The 25,004-nt window shown below is 32.0% G+C and carries 25 protein-coding genes; 23 read left to right on the forward strand and 2 right to left on the reverse strand.

Annotated elements, in window-relative coordinates:
- Nucleotides 1-438 precede the first annotated feature (438 nt).
- The 7 genes from trpX (at nucleotide 439) to pepF (ending at nucleotide 7,718) form a co-directional block, all read left to right on the forward strand.
- A complete protein-coding gene (gene trpX, locus RWR88_RS04685; RefSeq protein WP_314348782.1) occupies nucleotides 439-1,476 on the forward strand; it encodes a tryptophan ABC transporter substrate-binding protein in 1,038 nt (345 codons plus the stop codon).
- Between the two features lie 176 nt (nucleotides 1,477-1,652).
- Nucleotides 1,653-2,543 (forward strand): ABC transporter permease, encoded by an 891-nt coding sequence (locus RWR88_RS04690; RefSeq protein WP_314348784.1) that lies wholly within the window; start codon nucleotides 1,653-1,655, stop codon nucleotides 2,541-2,543.
- Nucleotides 2,544-2,553: 10 nt separating this feature from the next.
- Nucleotides 2,554-3,339 carry an ATP-binding cassette domain-containing protein gene (locus RWR88_RS04695; RefSeq protein WP_314450869.1) on the forward strand — a complete coding sequence of 262 codons (786 nt, stop codon included), beginning with the start codon at nucleotides 2,554-2,556 and terminating at the stop codon, nucleotides 3,337-3,339.
- Between the two features lie 136 nt (nucleotides 3,340-3,475).
- Nucleotides 3,476-5,023, forward strand: coding sequence for a ClC family H(+)/Cl(-) exchange transporter (locus RWR88_RS04700; protein WP_314450870.1), 1,548 nt, complete (start codon nucleotides 3,476-3,478; stop codon nucleotides 5,021-5,023).
- 52 nt (nucleotides 5,024-5,075) lie between these two features.
- Nucleotides 5,076-5,357 (forward strand): hypothetical protein, encoded by a 282-nt coding sequence (locus RWR88_RS04705; protein WP_314348787.1) that lies wholly within the window; start codon nucleotides 5,076-5,078, stop codon nucleotides 5,355-5,357.
- 241 nt (nucleotides 5,358-5,598) lie between these two features.
- A complete protein-coding gene (locus RWR88_RS04710; protein WP_006703068.1) occupies nucleotides 5,599-5,799 on the forward strand; it encodes a cold-shock protein in 201 nt (66 codons plus the stop codon).
- Nucleotides 5,800-5,930: 131 nt separating this feature from the next.
- Complete coding sequence (pepF, locus tag RWR88_RS04715; protein ID WP_314450871.1) at nucleotides 5,931-7,718, forward strand: oligoendopeptidase F; 1,788 nt, start codon at nucleotides 5,931-5,933, stop codon at nucleotides 7,716-7,718.
- Nucleotides 7,719-7,827: 109 nt separating this feature from the next.
- On the opposite strand, the gene zwf is transcribed toward pepF, so the two are convergent.
- Entirely contained in the window at nucleotides 7,828-9,288 is a 1,461-nt protein-coding gene (gene zwf / locus RWR88_RS04720) for a glucose-6-phosphate dehydrogenase (RefSeq protein WP_314450872.1), read from the reverse strand.
- Between the two features lie 191 nt (nucleotides 9,289-9,479).
- Between zwf and RWR88_RS04725 the strand changes: the two genes are divergently transcribed.
- Nucleotides 9,480-10,268 (forward strand): DUF1189 family protein, encoded by a 789-nt coding sequence (locus RWR88_RS04725; RefSeq protein WP_314450873.1) that lies wholly within the window; start codon nucleotides 9,480-9,482, stop codon nucleotides 10,266-10,268.
- 36 nt (nucleotides 10,269-10,304) lie between these two features.
- Here RWR88_RS04725 and RWR88_RS04730 read toward each other — a convergent pair whose 3' ends face one another.
- Entirely contained in the window at nucleotides 10,305-11,636 is a 1,332-nt protein-coding gene (locus tag RWR88_RS04730; RefSeq protein WP_314450874.1) for a DEAD/DEAH box helicase, read from the reverse strand.
- 197 nt (nucleotides 11,637-11,833) lie between these two features.
- Between RWR88_RS04730 and RWR88_RS04735 the strand changes: the two genes are divergently transcribed.
- The 15 genes from RWR88_RS04735 to yhbY all read left to right on the forward strand — a co-directional run bounded on the left by RWR88_RS04735 (nucleotide 11,834) and on the right by yhbY (nucleotide 25,002).
- Nucleotides 11,834-12,442, forward strand: coding sequence for a superoxide dismutase (locus RWR88_RS04735; protein WP_314450875.1), 609 nt, complete (start codon nucleotides 11,834-11,836; stop codon nucleotides 12,440-12,442).
- A 611-nt stretch (nucleotides 12,443-13,053) separates the two neighbouring features.
- Nucleotides 13,054-14,382, forward strand: a complete 1,329-nt coding sequence (locus RWR88_RS04740; RefSeq protein ID WP_314450876.1) for an ATP-binding protein — start codon at nucleotides 13,054-13,056, stop codon at nucleotides 14,380-14,382.
- 170 nt (nucleotides 14,383-14,552) lie between these two features.
- The gene (locus tag RWR88_RS04745; protein ID WP_314450877.1) at nucleotides 14,553-15,170 is read left to right on the forward strand and encodes a TetR/AcrR family transcriptional regulator; all 618 of its coding nucleotides are present in this window, start codon (nucleotides 14,553-14,555) and stop codon (nucleotides 15,168-15,170) included.
- A 109-nt stretch (nucleotides 15,171-15,279) separates the two neighbouring features.
- On the forward strand, nucleotides 15,280-16,008 hold the full coding sequence (locus RWR88_RS04750) for an ABC transporter ATP-binding protein (RefSeq protein ID WP_314450878.1): 729 nt from the start codon (nucleotides 15,280-15,282) through the stop codon (nucleotides 16,006-16,008).
- Complete coding sequence (locus RWR88_RS04755; protein ID WP_314450879.1) at nucleotides 15,983-17,542, forward strand: hypothetical protein; 1,560 nt, start codon at nucleotides 15,983-15,985, stop codon at nucleotides 17,540-17,542. The genes RWR88_RS04750 and RWR88_RS04755 overlap by 26 nt, the downstream gene beginning before the upstream one ends.
- Before the next feature lie 19 nt (nucleotides 17,543-17,561).
- Nucleotides 17,562-17,783 carry a DUF1648 domain-containing protein gene (locus tag RWR88_RS04760; protein ID WP_314450880.1) on the forward strand — a complete coding sequence of 74 codons (222 nt, stop codon included), beginning with the start codon at nucleotides 17,562-17,564 and terminating at the stop codon, nucleotides 17,781-17,783.
- Between the two features lie 76 nt (nucleotides 17,784-17,859).
- Nucleotides 17,860-18,036 (forward strand): GntR family transcriptional regulator, encoded by a 177-nt coding sequence (locus RWR88_RS04765; RefSeq protein ID WP_314450881.1) that lies wholly within the window; start codon nucleotides 17,860-17,862, stop codon nucleotides 18,034-18,036.
- A 344-nt stretch (nucleotides 18,037-18,380) separates the two neighbouring features.
- Nucleotides 18,381-19,607 carry a glycosyltransferase family 4 protein gene (locus RWR88_RS04770; protein ID WP_314450882.1) on the forward strand — a complete coding sequence of 409 codons (1,227 nt, stop codon included), beginning with the start codon at nucleotides 18,381-18,383 and terminating at the stop codon, nucleotides 19,605-19,607.
- Nucleotides 19,604-20,476 carry an NAD(P)-dependent oxidoreductase gene (locus RWR88_RS04775; RefSeq protein ID WP_314450883.1) on the forward strand — a complete coding sequence of 291 codons (873 nt, stop codon included), beginning with the start codon at nucleotides 19,604-19,606 and terminating at the stop codon, nucleotides 20,474-20,476. Before RWR88_RS04770 ends, RWR88_RS04775 begins: the two co-directional genes overlap by 4 nt.
- Before the next feature lie 98 nt (nucleotides 20,477-20,574).
- The gene (locus RWR88_RS04780; RefSeq protein WP_006703055.1) at nucleotides 20,575-20,805 is read left to right on the forward strand and encodes a YkuJ family protein; all 231 of its coding nucleotides are present in this window, start codon (nucleotides 20,575-20,577) and stop codon (nucleotides 20,803-20,805) included.
- An 84-nt stretch (nucleotides 20,806-20,889) separates the two neighbouring features.
- A complete protein-coding gene (locus RWR88_RS04785) occupies nucleotides 20,890-22,110 on the forward strand; it encodes a homoserine dehydrogenase (protein ID WP_314450884.1) in 1,221 nt (406 codons plus the stop codon).
- Between the two features lie 2 nt (nucleotides 22,111-22,112).
- Nucleotides 22,113-23,006: a homoserine kinase gene (gene thrB, locus RWR88_RS04790; protein ID WP_314450885.1), complete on the forward strand. Its 894-nt coding sequence runs from the start codon at nucleotides 22,113-22,115 to the stop codon at nucleotides 23,004-23,006.
- Between the two features lie 15 nt (nucleotides 23,007-23,021).
- A complete protein-coding gene (locus RWR88_RS04795) occupies nucleotides 23,022-23,552 on the forward strand; it encodes a YqeG family HAD IIIA-type phosphatase (protein WP_314450886.1) in 531 nt (176 codons plus the stop codon).
- Complete coding sequence (yqeH, locus tag RWR88_RS04800) at nucleotides 23,545-24,660, forward strand: ribosome biogenesis GTPase YqeH (RefSeq protein ID WP_314450887.1); 1,116 nt, start codon at nucleotides 23,545-23,547, stop codon at nucleotides 24,658-24,660. Before RWR88_RS04795 ends, yqeH begins: the two co-directional genes overlap by 8 nt.
- Nucleotides 24,661-24,675: 15 nt before the next feature.
- Entirely contained in the window at nucleotides 24,676-25,002 is a 327-nt protein-coding gene (gene yhbY, locus RWR88_RS04805; RefSeq protein WP_314348805.1) for a ribosome assembly RNA-binding protein YhbY, read from the forward strand.
- Nucleotides 25,003-25,004: the final 2 nt, after the last annotated feature.

The raw sequence follows: 25,004 nt of genomic DNA on the forward strand, positions 1-25,004 counted from the left end.
TTTTGTGAAAAAATTATTTTTACCTTTAATATCCTATCATATTTTTCATTTATTTTCAATATGTTACAAAATTGTTACAGAATTGGGGATAAAAAAATATAAAAAGTTGTTGACAATTGATTTGAATCAGTGCATAATAACGACATCAAGCGAAAAGGAGTTAGGAACATGAACCAAGTATTAGTATTACAATTAAATACTCGTTGGCAAAGCCACTAGATACAGGTTGTTCTTAACGTACATTTTGTACATATAGATACAACCTTCATTGACGTGAAATTGTATCTATGTGGAAATTTAAACATGAATGAACTCGACCACGTAGATTCTCATAAAAATGAACCTACGTGGTCTTTTTGTATTAAGAGACCAGAAATGGTCTCTTTTTCTTTATCGAGTTCATTCGAAAAAGATTTATTTATATTGGAGGAATTTATTATGAAAAAAAATAAAGGAATTTTAGGATTTTCACTAGTATTATTAGTAGTATTATTAGGGTCATTGATTTACAATACTGTTCAAAAATCATCACAAAAAACAACGAATACACAACAAGTAGCACAAACAACTCAAGATAAAAAAGTGAAATTAGGCGTATTACAATTATTAAGCCACCCAGCTTTAGATGCAATCTATCAAGGGATTCAAGATGAATTAGTTAAAGAAGGATATGAGGTAGGTAAAAACTTAGAAATTGATTTCCAAAATGCACAAGGGGACCAAAGTAACTTAGCATCAATGAGTGAAAAATTAGTTTCTAATAAAAATGATGTTATTGTTGGGATTACAACACCTGCAACATTATCTTTAGCAAATGTAACTAAAGATATTCCAATCGTAATGGGTGGGATTACTTATCCAGTAGAAGCAGGATTAATTAAAGATGAGAAAAAACCAGGAAACAATATTACTGGGGTTAGTGACCGTACACCAATTAAACAACAATTAGAAATTATGAAACAAGTGGTTCCAACATTAAAAACAGTTGGTATTTTATATACATCAAGTGAAGATAACTCAGTAAAACAAGCTAAACAAGCAGAAGAAGATGCTAAAGCTTTAGGATTTGAAGTAAAAGTAGCAACAATTGCAAATACAAATGATATTCAACAAGTAACAGAAAGCTTAGCAAGCCAAGTAGAAGCAATTTTTATTCCAATTGACAATACAATTGCTAGCGCAATGGCAACAGTTGTAAAAGCAACAGATGCTAAAAAAATTCCAGTATTCCCATCAGCAGATACAATGGTTGCTGACGGTGGAGTATTAGGTTTAGGGGTTGACCAATACCAAATTGGTGTGGAAACAGCTAAAATGGTAGTAGAAGTATTAAAAGGTGCTAAACCAGCTGATACACCAATTAAATTAGCAAATGAAGGTGTCATCTACTTAAATGAAGAAAAAGCGAAAGAATTAGGAATTACAATTCCATCAGATATTGCTCAAAAAGCACAAAAAGTTACTGCTAAAAAATAATTAAAACAAATGTCTAGAGAGTTAAACATTATTGTTGAGGGAGAGGATAGAAAGTTCTCTTCCCTCAATGATTTATAAAATAAATGACATATAATGATAGCTAATACTGTTTAGATAAGGTATAGTTATCTAAGGGATTTTGATACATATAGATTTGACAGAAAAGGAAGGAAAATATGGATTTAGTTATTTCAGCGATTTCTCAAGGGATACTTTGGGGGATTTTATCATTAGGTTTATTTATTAGTTTTAGAATTTTAAATATTGCAGATATGACAACAGAAGGGAGCTTCCCATTAGGAGCAGCAACTTGTGTCATGTGTATTCAACATGGTGTACATCCCCTTTTGGCGACATTTATTGCGATGTTTGTAGGCGCCTTAGCAGGATATGTTACAGGATTTTTAATTACTGTATGTAAATTACCTAGCTTATTAGCCGGAATTTTAACAATGACAGGCTTATTATCTGTGAATTTAAGAATTATGGGTCGTCCAAATTTATCCTTATTAAATTATAAAACGATTTTTAGTTTTTTAGAGGGAATGGAATTACCGAAGTATTTTGATATTATTTTAATTGGAATTGTATTTGTTGGAATTCTAATCGTAGCGATGTATGTCTTTTTCGCAACTGAAATTGGTCAAGCATTAATTGCTACAGGGGATAATGAAAAAATGGCTATTTCACTTGGAATTAACACGAATCAAATGACAGTATTTGGATTAATGTTATCCAATGCGTTAATTGCAATGGCTGGAGCTGTATTAGCTCAAAATAATGGTTATGCAGATGTGAACTCTGGTTTAGGAACAATTGTTATTGCCTTAGCAGCGATTATTATTGGGGAAGTTATTTTTGCAGATGAATCATTTGTCGGAAGATTAGTATGTATTATTTTTGGTTCGATTATTTATCGTTTATTACAAGCATCTATTTTACGATTAAATATTTTTGATCCAAATGATTTCAAATTATTATCTGCAGCATTAATCGCCATTTGCTTAACAATTCCACAAATTAAACAAGCGATTTATAAAATTAGTCATCGTAAAAGTGTACAATAGGAGGTAGAAGATGGATATTAGAATTGAAAATGTTCATAAAACATTTTACCCAAATACAAATAGAAGTCATGATGCATTAATCGATATTAACTTAACAATTCATAAAGGGGATTTTATTACAATTGTTGGGGGAAATGGTGCAGGGAAATCAACCTTTTTAAATGCCATTTCAGGAAGTTTTCCATTAGATAAAGGACATATTTACATGGGAGAAGCAGCAGTTGAACATACAGCTGAATACGAAAGAGCAAAATATATTAGTCGTGTTTACCAAAATCCTTTACAAGGAACAGCACCTCGTATGACAGTTGCTGAAAATCTTTCTTTAGCTTTAAGAAGAGGACTAAAACGTGGATTGAAAAAAGGATATACTGCTGAAGAATTAGAACAATTTAAAGCATTATTAACTCCTTTACAATTAGGATTAGAAGAACGATTAGATGCAGAAATTGGATTATTATCTGGTGGACAAAGACAGGCAGTTTCATTATTAATGGCTACATTACGAACTCCTGAATTATTATTACTAGATGAACATACTGCTGCACTAGATCCAAAAACACAACGCAAAATTATGCAATTAACAAAGGAAATTATTGAAGAAAAAGAATTAACAGCTTTAATGATTACGCATAATTTATCAGATGCCTTAAGATATGGAAATCGTTTAATGATGATGCACCGTGGAAAAATTATTCGAGTGTTCGAAAAAGATGAAAAAGATGCATTAACAGAAGAAAAATTATATCAATTAATGGCAGAATTAGACGAAGCAGATTTCAATCAAGAAGCTTAATAATGGAAAGGCAGACATTTGTAATAAGTGTCTGCTTTTTTTATACAGAAATTTATAGTCATTTCAGATTTACAGTTTTTATTCTAATGGAATTTGGTATAATAGAAATAATTAGAAATTGAAAGGATGTTTTAAAGTGGGATTGTTTAATAGTAAACAATTTGGAAAGAGTAGTTATATTGCAATAGGGGCTATTATAGGAATACTAGTTGGAACAACGGTAAGTTTATTCCGCTTATTTCTTGGGAAAACATTAGAAGGTGTTGTTACGGTTTATTCATATTTACAAGAATTTCCTCAATGGATTCCGGTATGGTTCCTATTTTCTATGGTGATGGCTGTGATTTTAGGTCAAATTGTTAAAAGTGATCCAGATATTAAAGGGAGTGGGATACCACAAGTAGAATTACAATTACAAGGCAAGATGGACATGAATTGGTGGTCTGTCTGTTGGAAAAAATTTGTGGCAGGATCCATTTCGATTGGATCAGGATTATTACTAGGTAGAGAAGGCCCTTCTATTCAGTTAGGAGCTTCTGTGGCTCAAGGAGTAGCTGAAGGGTTGAAGAGTAATCGAGTTCAAAAAAATATATTTATTTCCAGTGGTGCAGGGGCTGGTTTAGCAGCTGCTTTTAATGCTCCAATAGCTGGTTTAATGTTTGTATTAGAAGAAGTTCATCATACATTTAGTCCATTAGTGGCTTTGACTACGCTAACAGCTGCTATCGTTTCGAATTTTGTATCGTTAAATATTTTTGGAGCACGTCCTTCATTAAATTTAGGAAATGATCAATTATTTCCAATGACGCATTATGGATATGTGATTGTATTAGGAATTGTTTTAGGATTATTTGGCTGGGTATATCATCATTATACATTGCAATTACCAGCGATTTATGGGAAATTATTTCCGTTTATTCCAAATTATTACTACTGTATGGTTGCTTTTATAGCGATTATTCCACTAGGTTTATGGAATCCTCATGTCTTAGGTGGGGGTGGGGAAATGATTTTAGAGTTGCTTCAAGAAAATCATACCGTTCAATTTTTAGCGTTCTTATTTATTCTTCGTTTATTTTATTCAATGATTTCATATGGAACAGGATTGCCAGGTGGGATATTCCTTCCAATTCTTTCTTTAGGTGCATTATTAGGGTTAGTCTATGCAGAAGTTTTGATTCAATTCTTTGGAGTAGATCCTAGTTTACGAGTAAGTTTTGTATTCTTTGCAATGGCGGGGTATTTTTCAGCAATTGGTAAAGCTCCTTTAACAGCTTTATTATTAGTAACAGAAATGGTTGGAGGATTAAACCAATTAATGCCATTAGGAATTTGTACATTAACAGCGTATATTGTAGCAGATTTCTTAAAAATGGGTCCTATTTATGAAATTTTAGCGGAACGCTTGGATTCTGAACATCCACATGAAAGAAAAGGAAAACGAACTACATTTGAAGTGCCGATTATGGTAGAAAGTCCATTGGTTGGAAAAATGATTCGTGATATTCCTTGGCCAAAAGATATTGTTATTGCAACAGTAAGAAGGGGAGCAAAAGAAGAAATTACTCGTGGTGATACAATTATACGACCTGGAGATATCCTTATTGTCGTCTGTGATGAAGGTTTAGTTGGCGAAAGATTTGAAACAATGACACAATTATCCAAGGAATTACCGTTTTCTTAAACTTTATGGTATACTTCCTATGACAAATGGAAATGAAGGGGGATAGAAGGAAATGACTAAACATAACCTAAGTCCACAAAATGGTGAATTGAAAGAATTAGGTGATTCATTTGCAAAATATTCACGTAAAAATACAAGTTGGCTTTATTTATTATTTATCATTATTGTTTTATTTGGAGTCGTTTATTTATTTAATACGGTATCTAAACGTACAAAAATACCGATTGAGGCTTATAGAGAAGAGTTTATTCAATTGAAAGAACAAATGCAACAGCAAGAGTTGAAAATTGAACAATTAGAGCAACAAATTAAACAATTATCTGAAAAACCATAACATTTTCAATGAAAAGGGTGAAAATTTTTCGTATTTTTTCACTCTTTTCATTATTTTATTAAGGAATCATTTGAGAGCTTTTCTAAATTTGTTCGGAAATAGACTTGTAAAAGGCTTTCAAATGTGCTATACTGACTATAGTGTTTTTGTTAGGGAAAGAAATGGATATTTAAGAACTCCTTTTTGAACCACAAGCAGAAATATGAATAACCGTGCTTTTGGCACAAGGAGGAAAATGTTCATGGAACAAGGTAAAGTAAAATGGTTTAACGCGGAAAAAGGTTTTGGATTTATTGAACGCGAAGACGGAAGTGACGTATTCGTACACTTCTCAGCTATCCAATCAGAAGGATACAAATCATTAGACGAAGGCCAAGCTGTTGAATTCGAAGTTGAAGAAGGCGCACGTGGTCCTCAAGCTGCTAACGTAGTAAAACTATAATTTTATCAATTAAGAAAGAGGCTAGGAATTTCCTAGCCTCGATTTTTTTTAGAGAAAGTGATTTGGAAAATAATTTTGACAGGTTTTCTAATTCGGTCTAAAATAGGACTATTCTATAAAGAGGTGGTAACATGAAAGAAAGAACAGAAGTTCCAGTAGAACAAACATGGGATTTATCATTATTATTTAAAACAGAAGAGGATTATAAAAAGTCTATCGAATTCTATAAGCAATTGGTAGAAAATTTTTATAAAAATTTTGAAAATCAATTGAGCACAGTAGAAGCTATTCATCAAAGTTTAGCAGATTATCGTGAAATTTTAGAATTACGTGGGAAAATTGTTCAATATGTAAGTTTAGCAGTCAATGCAAATACAAAGGACAGAGAAACACAAAATCGTTTAGCACAAACGAGAAAACTAGTCGCAGAATGCGATGCAACATTAAGTTTCTTCTCTCCAGAATTAAGCCAATTAGAGGAAGAGTTATTAGCAGAAGCTTCAAAAAATCCAGAAAATAGTATTTATCTGGAAAGATTACTAGAAGATAAACAACATTTATTATCAAAAGAGGTAGAATCTGTATTAGCAGCACTAGGAAATACATTAGATTTCCCTTATCAAAACTACAATGATATAAAATTCAAAGATATTCAATTCCCTAATTTTGAAGTAGACGGAAAAGAATTTGAAATGACATATAATAGTTTTGAAAAACGTTTAGAGTCAGATGAAGATACAAGTGTCAGAAGAAAAGCTTTCGAAGTATTTTCAAATACATTACGTAAATATGAACATAGTACAGCTTCTGCTTATAATGCTCAAGTTCAAAAAGAAAAAACAATGGCTACTTTAAGAGGATTTGATTCAGTTATTGATTATTTACTAGATCGCCAAAAAGTTTCTAGAGAATTATATAATCGTCAAATTGATTTAATTATGGAACATTTAGCGCCTATTATGAGAAGCTATGCTGGGTTAATTGGAAAAATTTATCAGTTAGATGAAGTAAGATATGAAGATTTAAAATTAGAAGTAGATCCTCATTTTGTACCAAAAGTGAGTTATGAAGAAGCAAAGGCTTATATTTTAGATGGGTTAAAACCATTAGGTGAATCTTATTTAGCTATTATGAAGAGAGCCTTTGATGAAAGATGGATTGATTATGCGGAAACAATTGGAAAACGTACAGGAGCATTTTGTGCGTCCCCTTATGGAGCAAATTCATTTATTTTAATGTTCTTTACAGAAAGTATGAATGATGTGATGACATTAGCACATGAATTAGGACATGCTGGACATTTCCAATTAGCACATCAAAATCAAAATATTCAATTATCTAGACCATCAATGTATTTTGTTGAAGCACCATCTACTGCTAATGAGTTACTAGTAGAAAATTATTTATTGCAACAGGCAACAGATGCTAGAATGAAACGTTGGATTATTTCGCAAATTATTGGTAAAACTTATTACCATAATTTTGTGACGCATTTATTAGAAGCGCACTATCAAAGAGAGGTGTATCGATTAGTCGATGAAGGTAAAAATTTAGATGCGGAAACATTGAACCAAATTTATCGTCAAACATTGGAACAATTCTGGGGAGATTCTGTGGTGTTAACAGAGGGTGCAGAATTAACTTGGATGAGACAGCCGCATTATTATATGGGATTATATTCTTATACTTATTCTGCTGGATTAACAATCGGAACTCAAGTTGCTAAAATGATTCAAGAGAATCCTGATAAAGCAGAGGATTGGGTTGAAGTTCTTAAAATGGGTGGTTCTAAAACTGCAGAAGAGCTTGCTAAGGCTGCAGGAGTAGATGTTTCTACAGATGAGCCATTGAGAAATACAATTGAAACAATTGGGGACTATGTACAAGAATTAATTTGTTTAACGAATAGACTTGACTAGGGTAGTACTAGGACGGCAGCAGCCCTGTGGTCTCATGCTCGTACTACAGCGTTATATTAGTTCAATTAAAAAAGAGTTAGGGGAAATCCTCTAACTCTTTTTGTTATGTCTATTTTTGTACCCAACAACGTCCGTCTTGAGCTAATAAGTCAAAACTTTCTTGTGGTCCAGATGAACCTGCAGGATAATTAGGGAATTGTACAGATGACTCATTATCCCATGCTTGACGAATACGATCCACAAATTTCCATGATGCAGCAACTTCTTCCCAATGCGTGAAGTTAGTCATATCGCCTTCCATACAGTCTAAAATTAAACGCTCATAAGCTTCTGGACTATTAATTCCAAAACTCTTATCAAAGATTTTTTCTAAATGGCTTGTTTGAAGTCCATAAGTATTTCCTACTGATTTTGAATTGATGATAAAGCAAAATCCTTCTTTTGGAGTAATATGAATAGAAATTCTATTAGAAGCACATTTCCCTTTTGTTTCATGTTCAAATAAAGGTGAATCAGCTTCTTTAAAGATAACATCGATGACCGTTGTTTTAGAATCTAAGTTTTTACCAGTACGAACATAAAATGGAACATCTTTCCAACGTTCATTATCGATAAAGACTTTACCAGCCACATAAGTTTCCATATTAGAATCGTCCGAAACATTTTGGTCTTGACGGTAACCAGGTAAGCTACCATCTAAAGAAGGGCCATATTGACCACGTACAAAATTTTTAGAAACTTCTTCAGGAGAATAGTGACGCAATTGTTCTAATACATTAATTTTATTTTGACGAACTGCTTCAAATGATTGAGGTGGCTCCATAGCGACTAATGCTAAAATTTGTAAAATATGGTTTTGAACCATATCTCGTAAAGCACCACTTGTTTCATAATATCCACCACGCTCTTCAACACCTACTTGTTCAGCTAGTGTAATTTGAACATTATCGATATGATCACGATTCCACATTGTTTCAAATACACGGTTCGCAAATCGAACAGCAGTAATATTTTGAATCATTTCTTTTCCTAAATAGTGGTCGATACGATAAATTTGATTTTCATCAAAAGAATGGCGTAATTGTTCGTTTAAAATTTGAGCAGATTCATAATCTTTCCCAAATGGTTTTTCAATAATTAAACGATTATATCCGTTTTCTGTTAATAAAGCTTCGTCTTTTAAATGTTGAGTAATGGTTCCGAAAAATGAAGGAGCCATTGCTAAGTAGAAAATTCTATTTCCTTCAATACCATATTGTTGGTCTAATTTTTTAGATAATTCTTTTAATACCACATAATGATGAGTATCCGTTACATTATGCGCTTGATAGTAGAAGTGACTAGCGAATTCTTCTGCTTGAGTTAAATCTTCTGTTAAACTTTGGACAGATTTTATAACAACTTCGCGAAAATATTCGTCAGTCCATTCGCGTCGAGCTGTACCAATGACCGCAAAATGATTGCGAATAAATCCTTTTTGAAATAAACGAAATAGTGCTGGGTATAATTTACGACTTGCTAAATCACCTGTTGCACCAAAAAAAGTAATTAATACTTTTTGTTCTTGCATAATGAATGCCTCCTAGTTCAGATTTCTTTTCCAGTGTAAAATATAACGGAAAAAAAGTCTAATAATTAAACTGAAAATGAAATTAAATTTTGAATAGGAAAGATAGTGTTGAAATAAAGGGCATTTCTTGCATGTATGAAGTGAAATGTGTTAGATTATACACAACAGTTCAATTTGTAGGAGTGTATCAAATGACGATAAAAGAATTTTTGAGGATAGCAATTTTTAATCCAACACAATTATGGAAAATTATTGCAAAACCAATGAAATCCTCAAAGCGTGTATTTTTCTTATTAACTTTAATATTAATGTTACCAGGTATGATTCAAATGGCTGGATTATTTCACTCATTAGGGCAGGATTTAGTAGAGATTAGTCAACAAATACCAGAATTTGAAGTGAAAAATCAGCAATTAATTACTCAAGAAAAGAACAAAGGCTTTGTTTATAAAACAGATAGTTTGATATTTGTCTTTGATGAAAGTGGAAAGACAACAAGTGAAGATTTGTTAAATGAAACATCTTCCACAATCCCTGTATTTGCTTTATTAAAAGATGGATTTTATTTAGAAACGAATATCAATCATCAAAAAATTGAGTTGAGTCAGTTAGAAAATATGAATAAATCATTTTTCAAAGATATTGCTAGTACTTTCCAAAAAAATATTTGGTTAAGTTTATTGATTGTTTTTGTGATGTATTTTCTTTTTAATACGGTTTACTTATTCATAATTCTATGGGTTGTTTCTTTCATAGTGAAAGCAATAGCTGTATTATTTATGAAAGTATTTATTCGATTCCCAAAACCGATTGGTTGGCAAGTAGTTCTAGGTGCAGCTGTTTTACCTGTATTAATTTATACATTCATTGATTTATTAGGAATTCGTTTTATTGGACCAGGGGAGTTCATCTTTTTAGCAACTTCCTTTAATTGGGTTTTAGGTATTCGAGAATTTTTAAAAAATAATCGACCATCATAAAAGAGCTAGAGAATTTTTCTCCAGCTCTTTTTCTTATTATTTACTGTTTTTCTTTCTTGCAGATTGACGATTTTGTTTTTTTCGTTCCATTCTTTGTTTTTGTTTAATTTCATGAGTTAGTTTTTTCTTATATCCAGGTTTAACATGTTTTTTCGCTTTTTTAATCATACCTTTTAAGCGAGGATCTAAGTCAGAACTTTGGGTATTTTTTCTTTTTTCACGGCGAGAACGGTCATAACTTTCCACTAATTCGCCATTTTTTAATTCCATTGTTTCAAAAGAGATTCCTTTTGCTTCAAGCGTTTGGATGGCTTGTTCTTGGTTAGGTGTGTAGAAAGTGATGGCTTGTCCTGCTAAACCATTTCTACCCGTACGACCGACACGGTGAATGAAAAATTCTAATTCACTAGGAATTTCTAAATTAATAACATGAGAAACTCCTTCAATATCAATCCCTCGAGCAGCTAAATCTGTTGCTACTACATATTGATATTCCATTTGTTGAATTTGCTTCATCACACGACGACGTTCACGAGCAGGAATATCTCCATGAATGGTTGCAACTTTTAAACTTTTCTCACGTAAAAATGCTGTAACTTCATCCGCTTTTTGTTTTGTATTTACGAAAATTAACATTAAATATGGATGTCCTAGTGTAATCAATTCAAATAATACTTCTAATGGATTTTGTGTTTTCGTTACTAATAATTGATTTGTAATCGTTGGAGAAACTAGCTGTTTATTTTCTACATGAATAATTTTTGGATTTCCAAGATATTTTTTAAGGAATGGTTTAATTTTATCTGGAATTGTTGCAGAAAATACTGACATTTGTAAATCTTTCGGCATTCTAGAAGCAATTTCATCGACGGTTTCTAAAAATCCTAAGTCAAAAGTCATATCAGCTTCATCAACAACCATCATCGTTGCCGTTTGAACAAGTAGAGCATTTTCTCGCATTAAATCGAAAATTCGTCCTGGAGTTCCAATGACAATATGAGGAGCAGTTTGTTGTAATTTTTGAACTTGACGGAGCTTGTCTGTTCCCCCAACACATTTTTCTAAAAGAATAGGAGTAGGAGCTTCTTCAATTAATTGAGAAGTTACTCGTACTAATTGTTCGGCTAGTTCACGACTTGGAACAGTAATAACTAATTGTAACTCTTGTTTATCTGGGTTGATTTTATGAATCAGTGGTAATAAGAAACTGTGACTTTTTCCACTTCCTGTTTGGGATTGACCAATTACAGATTCTCCTTTTAATAATAGAGGAATAATTTTTTCTTGAATTTTAGTTGGAGTAGAAAATGATAATTTTTCTAATGCCTGTTGTAAAAATGGTTGTAATTGATAATCTGTAAATTTCATGTTTTCATCTCTTTTCTATAATCTAATTTGAAGCGTTGTTATTATACCATAGTTTTTAAGGATTTTAAAAAGAGAACCGTTAAATAATAGAAAAATCATAAAAAAGTAAGCAAAAAAATTGCGTTTACATATCAAAGAGTGTTATTCTTTAAATATCAAACAGTACGTATAACTGTACTATATAGGAGGAATTAATTATGACTTATGAATTACCAAAATTAGCGTATGAGTTCTCTGCATTAGAACCTCACGTGGATGCTTTAACAATGGAAATCCACCATGATAAGCACCACAATGCTTATGTAACAAACTTAAACGCAGCTGTAGAAAAACACCCAGCTTTATTTGAAAAAAGCGTGGAAGAATTAGTAGCAGACTTAGCATCTGTACCAGAAGATATTCGTGGAGCTGTTCGTAACAATGGTGGTGGACATGCAAACCACAGCTTATTCTGGACAGTAATTTCACCAAATGGTGGGGATCAACCTACTGGTGAATTAGCAGCAGCGATCGATAAAAAATTCGGTGGTTTTGATGCGTTCAAACAAGCATTTGCTCAAGCAGCAGCAACTCGTTTTGGTTCAGGTTGGGCTTGGTTAGTTGTTTCAAATGGTGAATTAGAAGTAGTTTCTACTCCAAACCAAGATAACCCATTAACAGATGGTAAAACTCCAATTTTAGGATTAGATGTTTGGGAACATGCTTATTACTTAAACTACCAAAACCGTCGTCCTGATTACATTGCAGCATTTTGGAATGTAGTTGATTGGAATGAAGTAGCTCGTCGTTATGAAGCTGCAAAATAATTTTTAAGAAATATTGATTTGTTAACTCTTTGAGATTCCAGTGGGGATGCTTGAAGAGTTTTTTTAGTATTTTTAATTTTTTTAGACTTCCCTGGGGATAGTAGCTAGGGACGGCAGCAGCCCTTCCGGTCTCATGCCTAAAATTCGAGCCTATGGTCTCAAATTTTCCCGTAATAAAAACCAAATCGGCTTTTATTACTAGAGCTACTATGGGAAGTCTTTGGTTTTGTATCATATGAGATTCGAGGTTTCATGATATTTCGTTGTAGAGAAGGTTAGAAACAATATTTTTGTATTATTAATTATCGTTTTTGAAGTTTTTAATAGACTTCCCTGGGAATAGTAGCTGGGGACGCCAGCAAACCTGCGGTTTCATGGCTAAAATTTGAGCCTTGGTCTCAAATTTTCCAATAATAAAAGCCAGTTTGGCTTTTATTATTAGAGCTACTATGGGAAGTCTGTTTTTGTATCATAGAAATGCGAGTTCTGATGATTTTTCGTAGCTTAATATATTATCAAAATCGTGGAGAGTTACTATTGGTTAATATTCTTTTGTGGTAAAATAAACATATAGATTTACACTTAATTTGGATAGAATAAGAGGAGGAAATATGGAAAGTAGTAAAATTGAATATAAAATTGATATTCCAGATAAGCATAGTAAGTTAAAAGCAGAAATAGTTTCTTTCTTAAATAGTGAAGGAGGAGAAATATATTTAGGTGTAAATGATGATGGCTCTCTAAATAAAACTTTAATAGCTAACAAAAAACAAGAATGGGAACAATTAATATCAAATTGGGTTTTTAATGCTTTTAATCCAGATGTTTCTAACTTAATTCAAGTGTTTCCAAATCAAGTGCCATTTAAAATTAAAATCTTAGAAGGAAAAGATAAACCATATTTTTATAAAGATGGAGAAGGATTTAATTCTAAAGGTGTTTATATAAGAATAGGTAGAACAAAAAGAATAGCTAGCTTTGAAGAAATACAAAGGATGATTCGACAACACTCTTCAAATGATTTTGAATCAATAAGTATTGATGCAAATGATTTGACTTTTAAATATATTGAAAATAGATTCCAAGAAAAAGGAATTAAATTTGATGTATATGCTTTATCATTAATTGGAAAAGATAATAGATATAATAATGCAGCTTTACTTTTAAGTGATCAAAATCCTACAATTAGTAAATTTGCAGTGTTTCAAGGAACAGATGTTAGTGTATTTCTTGATAAAAAAGAATTTACAGGATCACTTATAAAACAATTAGATGAAATAGTCTATTTTTCAAATTTATCGAATAGAAAAAGAATTACAATTTCTGGAAAAACGGATAGAGAAGAATATTTAGATATTCCGGAGAGAGCATTAAGAGAAGCTATCGTAAATTGTTATTGCCACCGAGATTATACGTTAAGTGGAGATATTAAGGTTGAATTTTATGATGATAGAGTTCAAATTTTTTCTCCTGGTAGTTTACCTGATGGATTAACGCTTGAAAACATTAAAATGGGAATGGTGGCAAAAAGAAATAAAATAATTGTAAATACATTAGATAAAATTGAGGTTATAGAAAATTATGCTTCAGGAGTTAGAAGAATCTTTGAGGACTATGCTGATTTTAATAAGAATCCAGAGTACTATATTTCTAATAATGGAGTAATTGTTACTTTATTTAATCGAAATTATGATGGTCAAAATGATGGTCAAAATGATGGTCAAAATGATGGTCAAAATATAAAATTGAGCATTTCAGAAAGAAGAAATAAAATTTTGGTATTGATAGCTGAAAATAATCATGTAACTTCAAGTATGCTAAAAGATATTATAGGAGTATCTAAAGCAACAATTGAGAGAGATATTTCTAAATTAAGAGAAGAAAATAAAATAGAATATATCGGAAGTTCAAAAAATGGTTTTTGGAAACTGAAAAATTAAAAATGAATATTTTAATAGACTCTGTATAGAAATGTAGATATTGCTATGGAGAGTCTTTTTGTGTTTAATTGAGACATTATCACTTGTGTTTGACAAAATTCAAGAGAAATGAGAAAACATAATTGACAAAGTGTCAGTTGAGTGATACTCTTTCAAATAGGAGGGATAAAATGCGAGATGTGAAAGAACCGGAAATACGACGTGCTGAAATTATGGATGCTGCAATGCAACTATTTATAGAGCAAGGATATACTAATACAACAACTCAGGATATTGTTGACAAAGTAAATATATCAAGAGGCTTGCTGTACTATCACTTTAAGAATAAAGAAGATATCTTATATTGTCTTGTAGAACAATATTCAGATAAATTATTGAAAGATATTTATGTTATTGTCTATGATGAAGATAAAACCGCCATTGAAAAAATTAGAGCTTTTATAGATACCACAATTATATCTTCGGAAAATATTTCAGCAGAGGGAACAGCGTTACAAAAAACAGTTGATCTTGAAGAAAATCGATATATGATAGATAAGTTATCTCATAAGATTATTGAAAAACTGACAATATATTTTGAAAGGATAATAAACCAAGGAATATCAGAAAAAACACTTTTTGTAAAATATCCGTCTGAAACAGCGGAATTTCTTATGACAGCTTATGTTTTTGTTTCAAATAACATAAGTATAAGATATTCAAAAAAAGAGTCTGTCAATGACTATTTAAACGCATTTAAGATAATGCTTGAACAAAGCTTAAATGCAAAAAAACTCTTTAGCAATTGAAAAAGAATAGAATATTTGTAAAAACAATAATGTTCCGATAGCTAATGCTAAAAAAGCTATCGGTATTATTTCAAAGAATAACTGACAAATTGTCAATGGAGGTAAAAGTATGTTAGAGATAAATCATTTTAGTAAATTTTATGGAGACAAAAAAGTTATTGATAACCTATCCATTTCAGTACAGTCTGGAGATATTTATGGATTCATTGGTGCAAATGGAGCCGGAAAAACTACAACAATAAAAGCCGTACTTGGGATTCATGATTTTGAGAATGGAAGTATAACGATTGATGGGCATTCCATTAAAAAGGAGCCTGTTATTTGTAAAAAAATGATGGCATATATTCCGGATAATCCAGACTTATATGAACATATGACGGGATTTCAGTACATCAATTTTATTGCAGATTTATTTGAAGTTTCTACTGAAATACGCAGAGAAAGAATTCAAAAATATAGTGATTTATTTGAAATGACTAAGCATCTTTCGGGGATGATATCTTCGTATTCACATGGTATGAAGCAACGAACAGCGATTATTTCTGCACTGGTTCATTCTCCAAAGTTACTAATTTTAGATGAACCTTTTGTAGGACTTGATCCAAAAGCAGCTTTTCTACTAAAGAAAGTAATGCACGAATGCGTGTCAGATGGAGGAGCTATTTTCTTTTCAACACATGTTTTGGATGTTGCAGAAAAACTATGTAATAAAATTGCAATTATAAAAAATGGAAAGTTAATCGCAAGCGGAAATACAGAAGAAGTTAAAGGTGATAAAACTTTGGAAACTTTTTTCATGGAGGTACAAGATAATGAGCAAAATTTGGATACTAATTAGAGCCCAATTGATAAATTTTTTTCTAATCAACGAAATTAGAGAGCCGAGAAATAAAAAGCAAAGCTCTGTTGTTATTGCAAGTTTTGGAATAATAACTCTTGCTATATTTTGCTGTGTCTATAATATTATGACAGCCAAAACACTGGTACAAGTTGGACAGCAGGAATTGATACCGGCTTATATGGTTGCGATATCAAGTTTTTCAATATTATTTTTGACAATATTTTATTCTAATGGAATTTTATTTGGTAGTCGTGATATAGAAATGCTTTTATCGCTACCTTTAAAAAGCTCAGACATTATAAGTAGCAAGTTTATGTTTATGTATTTATTGAACTTTTTAATAGGATTCATATTTATGCTTCCGGGGGGCATTGTTTGGGTGTTAAACGGAAGCTTAAATGTATTACAGATTATATTGTATTTTACCTCCATAATTCTTGTTCCATTGATACCTATGTGCATTGCAGCATGTATGGGAATGATTGTTGTTGTTGTTTCATCTTATTTTAAGAGGAAAAATGTTATTGCTCTAATCTTTTCATTTGCAATGATAGGCATAATTGGATATATTGCAGTGTCAGCTATGAAATCAGGTAATGAAGACAGCATTGAGATCATGCTTTCTAAGCAAATTACAGAACTGTACCCAATATCCGGGTTATTCGTGCAACACACAAATTTTCCAATGTATATTGGAATGGGATTATTTATTGCTTTTTCAACAGCAGTTTTTTATATATTTGTAAAAATTGTTGCGATGAAGTATGGATTGCTTAATACTCTTGCTAAAAAAACATCAAGATATTCTGATAACAAAAAATCTTATAATAGAAAATCGATATTTCTTGCCTTGTATAAAAAAGAAATGGGACGCTTTTTAAGCTCGTACATGGCGGTCTTGAATGCAGGCCTCGGTGTAATACTTTTATGTGTTTTTAGTATATTTTTACTTTTTAATTCTGTAGAACAAATAGGAGAGTCTTCAGGAATAGAAAATATAAATGAATATCTCTCAAATTTTGCTCCATTATTTATTGCATCTATGTTCTCGCTCAGCTGCCCGGCAGCTTCAGCGATATCTTTAGAAGGAAAAAACATTTGGATTTTGCAAAGCTCTCCTGTTAAGGTAAAAATGATTTTAAATTCCAAGATAGCTGTAAACCTTACACTTCATTTGATTGGGTATATGATTTCCATATTTGCATTTACGCTAAAACTTGATATGAACTTTATTCAAGTTATTAACCTAATATTTGTTCCTATATGTTATTCGATTTTTATAACAGTGATAGGAATTTCCTTAAATAAAAAGTATCCAAATTATGAATGGGAAAGCGAGATGATGGTTGTAAAGCAGAGCATGCCTGTTATTGTATCTGGACTTGTCGGGATAATTGCACTCATTACACCAATTCTTCTCAATTGGTTTTTAAATCTTTCGATAATACCAGTTTTGCAGATAATATCAGTTACTTTACTTGTTATTTCAAGCAAAGTTTATATAAAAGTTAGCAAGTTAAATTTTATTTAGTTCAAGGAGGGAAAATGTTATGAAAGATGGACTGTTAAAAGATATCTTGGTGTTGACATTAATGATTGTTGTAATATTTATTATTTGCATATTTCTTCCAGAGAAAATTCCTGTTCATTTCAATGCAAAAGGAGTTGCAGATATGTTTGCTAATAAATATTATCTTCTGTTTGGTACGGTTATTCCGTATTCTGCTTATTGGAAATTTATACGAGGAAGGAAAAATAAAAAGTTTAAGTGAATATGTATCCATATTTATAAATAGTATCTGTGATAAGAGCAACTGTTTTAAGAGGTAAGTATGTACTGGGCAACAGATGCCTCCCATAAGGACTTTAGTAGAGAGGAAAGAATATAATCCTGCAACCGTCCAAAAAGCATTAAAAGTTCTTGAGAAACAGGGGCTGATTGTTAGTCGTGGAAGTAAAGGATTTTTTGTTATTGAAACTGAGAAGAAAATAATTGAGTTAAGAAATCAGAATTTAACAGGCTAACAAAAATATTGTTTGAAAAACTATATGCCTTAGGATTTTCGGATTCTGAGATTATCAAACTATTTGATAGAATAGAAACTTAAAAAATGAATAAAAATCAATTATATGTGAAGAAGATAAAGATACTGACTATTTAGATTATTGATAAAAAGGAGGACTTCGTATGCCTAAGTGTAGAAGTCCTCCTTTTTTTACTTGTGTTTAATTGAGACATTATCACTTGTGTTTGACACCGATTTTTTTGTAGTCCGTGACAGATATTGGACTATCGTATATAATAGGGATACGTGTAAAATAAAATAGAACGAATAAAAAGACAAAGAGAGATATTTAAGGAGGAAGTTATGCGAGTAGGGATTTTTACAGACACCTATTTCCCTCAAGTCAGTGGTGTTGCTACTTCTGTTCGAGTATTGAAAGAAGAATTAGAACGCCTTGGACATACGGTTATTATTTTTACAACAACCGATCCAAATGCTACGATGCCTGAGTGGAATATCGTTCGCTTGGGAAGTATTCCATTGTTTTCATTTAAAGAAAGAAGAATTGCTGTTCAAGGTTTTATTGAAGCTTATAAAGTTTCTCAAGAATACGAATTAGATATTATTCATACGCAAACAGAATTTAGTTTAGGACTACTTGGGAAAATTTTAGGAGCAATGCTTGGGATTCCAACAATCCATACATACCATACAATGTATGAAAAATATTTACACTATATTGCGAATGGAAAAATTTTAAGACCAAGTCATGTGGCATATATTTCTAAAAACTTTTGTAATCAAACTCGTGGAGTGATTGCACCAAGTCAAATGACCAAAGATAAGTTATTATCTTATGAAGTTACTAAAGAAGTTCGAGTAATTCCAACAGGTGTTGAAATTCCAGAAATGAATCCACAAATTTCAGCAGACTTACGTGAAAAATTAGGATACACAAAAGACGATAAAGTCTTATTATCATTAAGCCGTTTATCGAAAGAAAAAAATATTGCTGCGATATTAGATGCAATGCCTACAATTTTAGAAAATGATTCAACTGTGAAATGTTGTATTGTTGGTGGAGGGCCGGAAAAAGAAGAACTTGAAAAACAAGTGGAACGTTTAGGGATTACACCTTATGTACAGTTCGCAGGTGAAGTGGAGCATCATCAAGTGTCTAAATATTATCAAATGGCAGATTTATACGTGAATGCTTCTGAGTCTGAAAGTCAAGGGTTAACTTATTTAGAAGCTTTAGTGAATAGAATTCCAGTTATTGCGAAGAAAAATGATTATTTACAACAATTTATTACAAAACCAGAATTAGGAATGTTGTTTGAAAAAGATGAAGATATTGCTTCTAGCGTGTTAACTTATTTAGAATGTCGCAATCAAACTTCTCATCAAGTCGAAGAATTACAAAATCAATTATTAGAAGAAATTTCTTCTGTAACTTTTGCTAAAAAAGTAGAAGCATTTTATCAAGATGCGATTAGTAATTATCAACATGATAAAGAAAATACAAAAACATGGTTAGAAAAAATGAATTTCTTCAAAATCTATGATGATGATAAGGAGACTGAAGAATGAAGAAAATAGGATTTATTGGAACAGGCGTAATGGGATCTTCTATGGTGAAGCACTTATTAAACGCTGGTTATCCAGTTACAGTTTATAATCGTACAAAAGAAAAAGCAGAAATAGCTATCAATGCTGGAGCTACATGGGCAAATACTCCAAAAGAAGTAGCAGCTCAGTCTGATGTCGTGTTAACGATTGTAGGATATCCAACAGATGTAGAGGAAGTTTATTTTGGGGAAGACGGAATTTTTGAAGGGCTAGAAAAAGGTAAGATACTCATTGATTTAACAACAAGTACGCCTTCTTTAGCGAAGAAAATTGCAGAAGAAGCTGAAAAATCTTCTTGTGAGGCATTAGATGCTCCAGTTTCTGGTGGCGATTTAGGAGCTAAGAACGGAACATTGTCAACTATGGTTGGTGGTAAGGAGTCTGTATTAGAAGAAGTACGTCCAATTTTAGAGACTTTTTCAAAAACAATTACGTTACAAGGAACAAATGGAGCTGGTCAACATACTAAAATGGCGAATCAAATTATGATTGCTGGAACAATGACAGGCTTAGTTGAAATGTTAGTTTATGCAAAAGCTGCGGAATTAGATTTAGAAAAAGTACTACAAACAGTTGGAGCGGGAAGTGCAGCGAACTGGTCATTATCGAATTATGGGCCAAGGATTTTGAAGAAAGATTATAGTCCGGGATTTTTTGCAAAGCATTTCTTAAAAGATTTAAGAATTGCAGTGGAAGAATCTGAAAGAATGGGATTATTTTTACCAGCCACCTTACAAGCAAGAAAATTATATGAAACAGTTTGTGATGATGGTTATGGCGATTTAGGAACTCAAGCTCTTATTCATTTATATTGGACACTTCCTGAATAAATTTATAAAAAAGTATGTTTTTTAAAGGGATTTTCATATAATCTAAAAAAGTTTTATGGTAGAATAGAAATTAAGAAAGCTGAAAGGGGTAAAGCAACATGAAACCTTCACAACTAGTTGCGATTGTGCAACGTCTACAAACAATGGCGGATCAAAGCACGGATATTGAAATTCGTCGTTTTGAAAAAGATGGTGTTGAAAAATGTGTTGTGACATTTAATCAAGAAGCAGATAGCTTTGAGTTAGAAGATTGTGAGACAAAACAAACATTCCAATTTGATGATATCGATTTAGTCGCAATTGAAATTTTTGAACTATTACAAGATTAATGACTTTGTGATAAACCACGGCGCCTATAAAATGTGTGCTGTGGTTTTTCAATATTTATACATAAAGAAAAAGTGGGGATTACGATGAAAGTAGAAAAAATTGGTTTATTAGGATTTGGGACAGTTGGTAGTGGTGTTTATCATATTTTGACAAAAAATCAAATGTCTATTGAAAAGAAAACAGGAGTTTCATTGCGAATTGAAAAAGCTCTTGTAAAAGAACCAGAACTATTTGCCGATAAAATTTCAGGCATTACATTTACTTCGGATGTAGACTATATTTTAAATGATGAAGAAATCTCTATTATTGTAGAAGTTTTAGGTGGAGTGGATTTTGCTTATAACTGTGTGAAGAAAGCTTTAGAATCAGGTAAACATGTAGTAACAGCGAATAAAGATTTATTAGCAAAACATGGTGTTGAATTATCTCAAATTGCTAGAGAAAATAATGTGTATTTATATTATGAAGCAAGTGTTGGGGGCGGAATTCCTGTATTACGACCTTTAGTAGAACATGTTTCAAGTAATGAAGTAGAAGCGATTTACGGAATTGTAAATGGAACAACAAACTTTATTTTAACTTCTATGAGCCAACAAGGATTATCTTATGAAGAAGTGTTAAAAACAGCTCAAGAAAAAGGATTTGCTGAAGCAGATCCAACAAGTGATGTAGAAGGTTATGATGCTACTTATAAATTAATCATTTTAACAAGATTAGCATTTGGAACAAATGTTTCATTCGATGCGATTCCTAAAAAAGGTATTACACAAGTGACTAAAACAGATTTACAATTAGCTAAACTTTCAGGCTATACGATTAAATTATTGGCAAGTGTTGTCGCAAATGGTGAAGAAGTATACTTAGAAGTACGTCCTTATTTTGTAAGTTTAAACCACTTGTTAGCTCAAGTTGCTTATGAAAATAATGCCATTTCTGTAACAGGTGATGCTTTAGGAGAAATTTTACTATACGGAAAAGGTGCAGGCTCACATCCAACTGCAACAAGTGTGGTAGCTGATGTCATGATGATTGCAACGCAACAAAATCGTAACGCTCAAGTAGTTCCGTTTGAACCATTGACAGAAGCGACTAAAGTTCATACAACAACAGCTCCATTAAAAGATTATGCTGTTGTAATTGAAACAAGTAAACCAGAAGAGTTTGACGGAGTTGTGTTACCAAATCAAGCAGTATTAACAAGATTTACTCAAATTTCAGAAGCTGAGTTAGAAGAAAAAGTTTCCGCATATCAACAAGTAGACGGTGTAGAAGCAGTTAGAATCTATCCTGTGTTGGAGGCATAAAAATGAAAATTATTGTACCCGCAACAACTGCTAATATTGGATTAGGATTCGATTCCATTGGGATTGCAGTTGATTTATATTTAACATTAACGGTTGTAGAACCTAGTAATGAATGGAAAATTGAACATCAATTTGGAGAAGCTGTACCAACTAATCAAGAAAATTTAATTATTGAGACAGCTTTAGCAGTTTGTCCAACCTTACAACCTCACTATTTAGTGTGTGAAAGTGATATTCCAATGACAAGAGGATTAGGAAGTAGCTCTAGTGCGATTGTTGCAGGAATTGAATTAGCAAATCAATTAGGGAATTTAAACTTAACTCCACAACAAAAAGTTGAATGGGCAACAAAATTAGAAGGGCATCCAGATAATGTAGCTCCAGCTATTTTAGGTGGATTAGTCGTTGCGACTTATGATGCAAAAAGTCAAGAAGTAGATTATTTACAAAAAGAAATCCAATCTGATATTCAAGGGATTGCGTTAATTCCAGATTTTGAATTATCTACAAAAGCAAGTAGACAAGTTCTTCCTAGTGAATTTGTATATTCAAAAGCGGTACAAGCAAGTAGTCGTTCGAATGTATTAGTTGCAGCACTATGGCAAGAAGATTGGGAAAATGTTTCTAGAATTGTAGAAAAAGATTTATTCCATGAGCCACATCGTGAAACATTAATTCCGTTTTTAACACCGGTACGTAAGCTTGCAAAAGAAAAAGAAGCGATTGGTACGTACTTAAGTGGAGCGGGACCAACTGTGATGGTGTTATCTTCAAAAGAAAATACACCAAGTATTGTTGACTATTTAAAAGAGCAATTACCAAGTGAATTAGGAAACTATAACATTCGAGTATTAACCGTCGATCAAGTAGGCGTTCGAGTTGAGAAAAGATTATAAAGATAGAGGAGAAATATGTCCATTAAACTAACACCAACGTGGTTTATTAAAGAGTACTCATCCATTTCCATTGAGTTTTTAAAAAAACAATCGATTCAAACAATTTTTGCAGATATTGATAATACATTAGTGGATTGGGATGAATTAGATACAAATGATACATTACAAACATGGGTTCAACAATTAAAAGAAAATCAGATTGAAATTATTTTAGTGTCTAATAATCGTAAAAATCGTATTGAAAGAGTGGCTGAACAATTAGGCGTACCGTACGTTTTTCCAGGACTAAAACCACTGCATAAAGGATTTAAAGAAGCACTGAGTCAAACGACTGCAACAAAAGATGAAATTGTGATGATTGGAGATCAGTTATTGACAGATATTTTAGGGGCTGGAACTTTTGGAATTAAAACGATCCTTGTTAAACCTTTAAAATTATCAGATGCTAAGAAAACAAGAATCAATCGATTTTTTGAAAATTTAATCCTAACGATATTATATGGAAAAAATTACTCAGAGAAATGGGAGGAGAAAATCCATGACTGAAAACCACTACTTTTGTATGGGATGTGGCGCCACGATTCAAACAGAGAATCATGAAGAAATCGGCTATACTCCTACAAGTGTATTGACGAAAATGTTAGAAAAAGAAGAACCCGTTTATTGTCAACGTTGTTTTAGACTTAGAAATTATAATGAATTACAACCTGCTTCTTTAAGTGATGATGATTTCTTAAAAATGTTATCTTCGATTGCAGAAGAAGATGCTTTAGTTGTTTATGTTGTCGATTTATTTGACTTATATGGCAGTATGATTTCAGGGTTGAAACGTTTTATTGGAAATAATCCGGTATTATTCGTTGCAAATAAAGTGGATTTATATCCAAAATCAGTGAATCGTAATCGTTTGAAAAACTGGATTGAACGTTTTGCAAAAGAATATGGAATTCGTCCAGTTGATACCATTTTAGTAAGTGCGAATAAACGTATTCAAATTGACGAATTATTGGATAAAATAAATGAATACCGTCAGGGAAAAGATGCTTATGTAGTAGGGGTAACAAATGTAGGGAAATCTACTTTGATTAATAAATTAATTCAAAGCATTGGTGGAACAAAAGATGTGATTACGACTTCTCAATTCCCAGGAACTACATTAGGACAAATTGATATTCCATTTGATGAAGAATCAAGCTTAATTGATACTCCGGGGATTATTCACCGTCATCAAATTGCACACTATTTAGCGGAAAAAGAAGTGAAAAAAGTATTGCCTCAAAAGGAATTACAACCAAAAACTTTCCAATTAAATGCAGAACAAACAATTTTTATTGGTGGACTTGTACGAGTGGATTATACAAAAGGGGAAAGAAATTCCTTAACATTTTATACTCCACAAACGATTGAATTACATCGTACAAAATTAGAAAAAGCAGATGAGTTTTATGCAAGACATAATGGAACAATTTTAACACCTCCTACAGGCGATAATGTGAAACAATATCCAGCTCTACAAAAGACAGTCTTTTCAATAAAAGAAAAATCAGATATTGTCATTGCAGGTCTAGGGTGGATAACCATTCAAAAACCAGGGACGATTGAAGTTTGGAGTCCGAAAGAAGTAGACGTCATTAAACGTCCATCAATAATATAAGAAGGAGGGATTGGATTGGAATTAAAGGGAAAAGAAAGACAATTTTTCAAAAAAGAAGCACACAGCATTAAACCGATTTTTCAAATTGGAAAAGGCGGTTTAAGTGAAGAAATGATTCAACAAATCCAATTTGCGATTGAAAAACGTGAATTAATTAAAGTTAGTTTATTACAAAATACAATGGAAGAACCTCAGGAAGCTGCTGAAGTATTAGCAGAACAAACAGGAAGCACGATTGTTCAAGTCATTGGACATACGATTGTATTGTATAAACAAGCTAGAAATCCAAAAAATCGTGATATTTCGATTCGATTTGCAGAATTTGTAAAAAGAGGGCGATAATT

Source organism: uncultured Granulicatella sp. (genome assembly GCF_963528195.1).
Taxonomy (GTDB): Bacteria; Bacillota; Bacilli; order Lactobacillales; family Aerococcaceae; genus Granulicatella.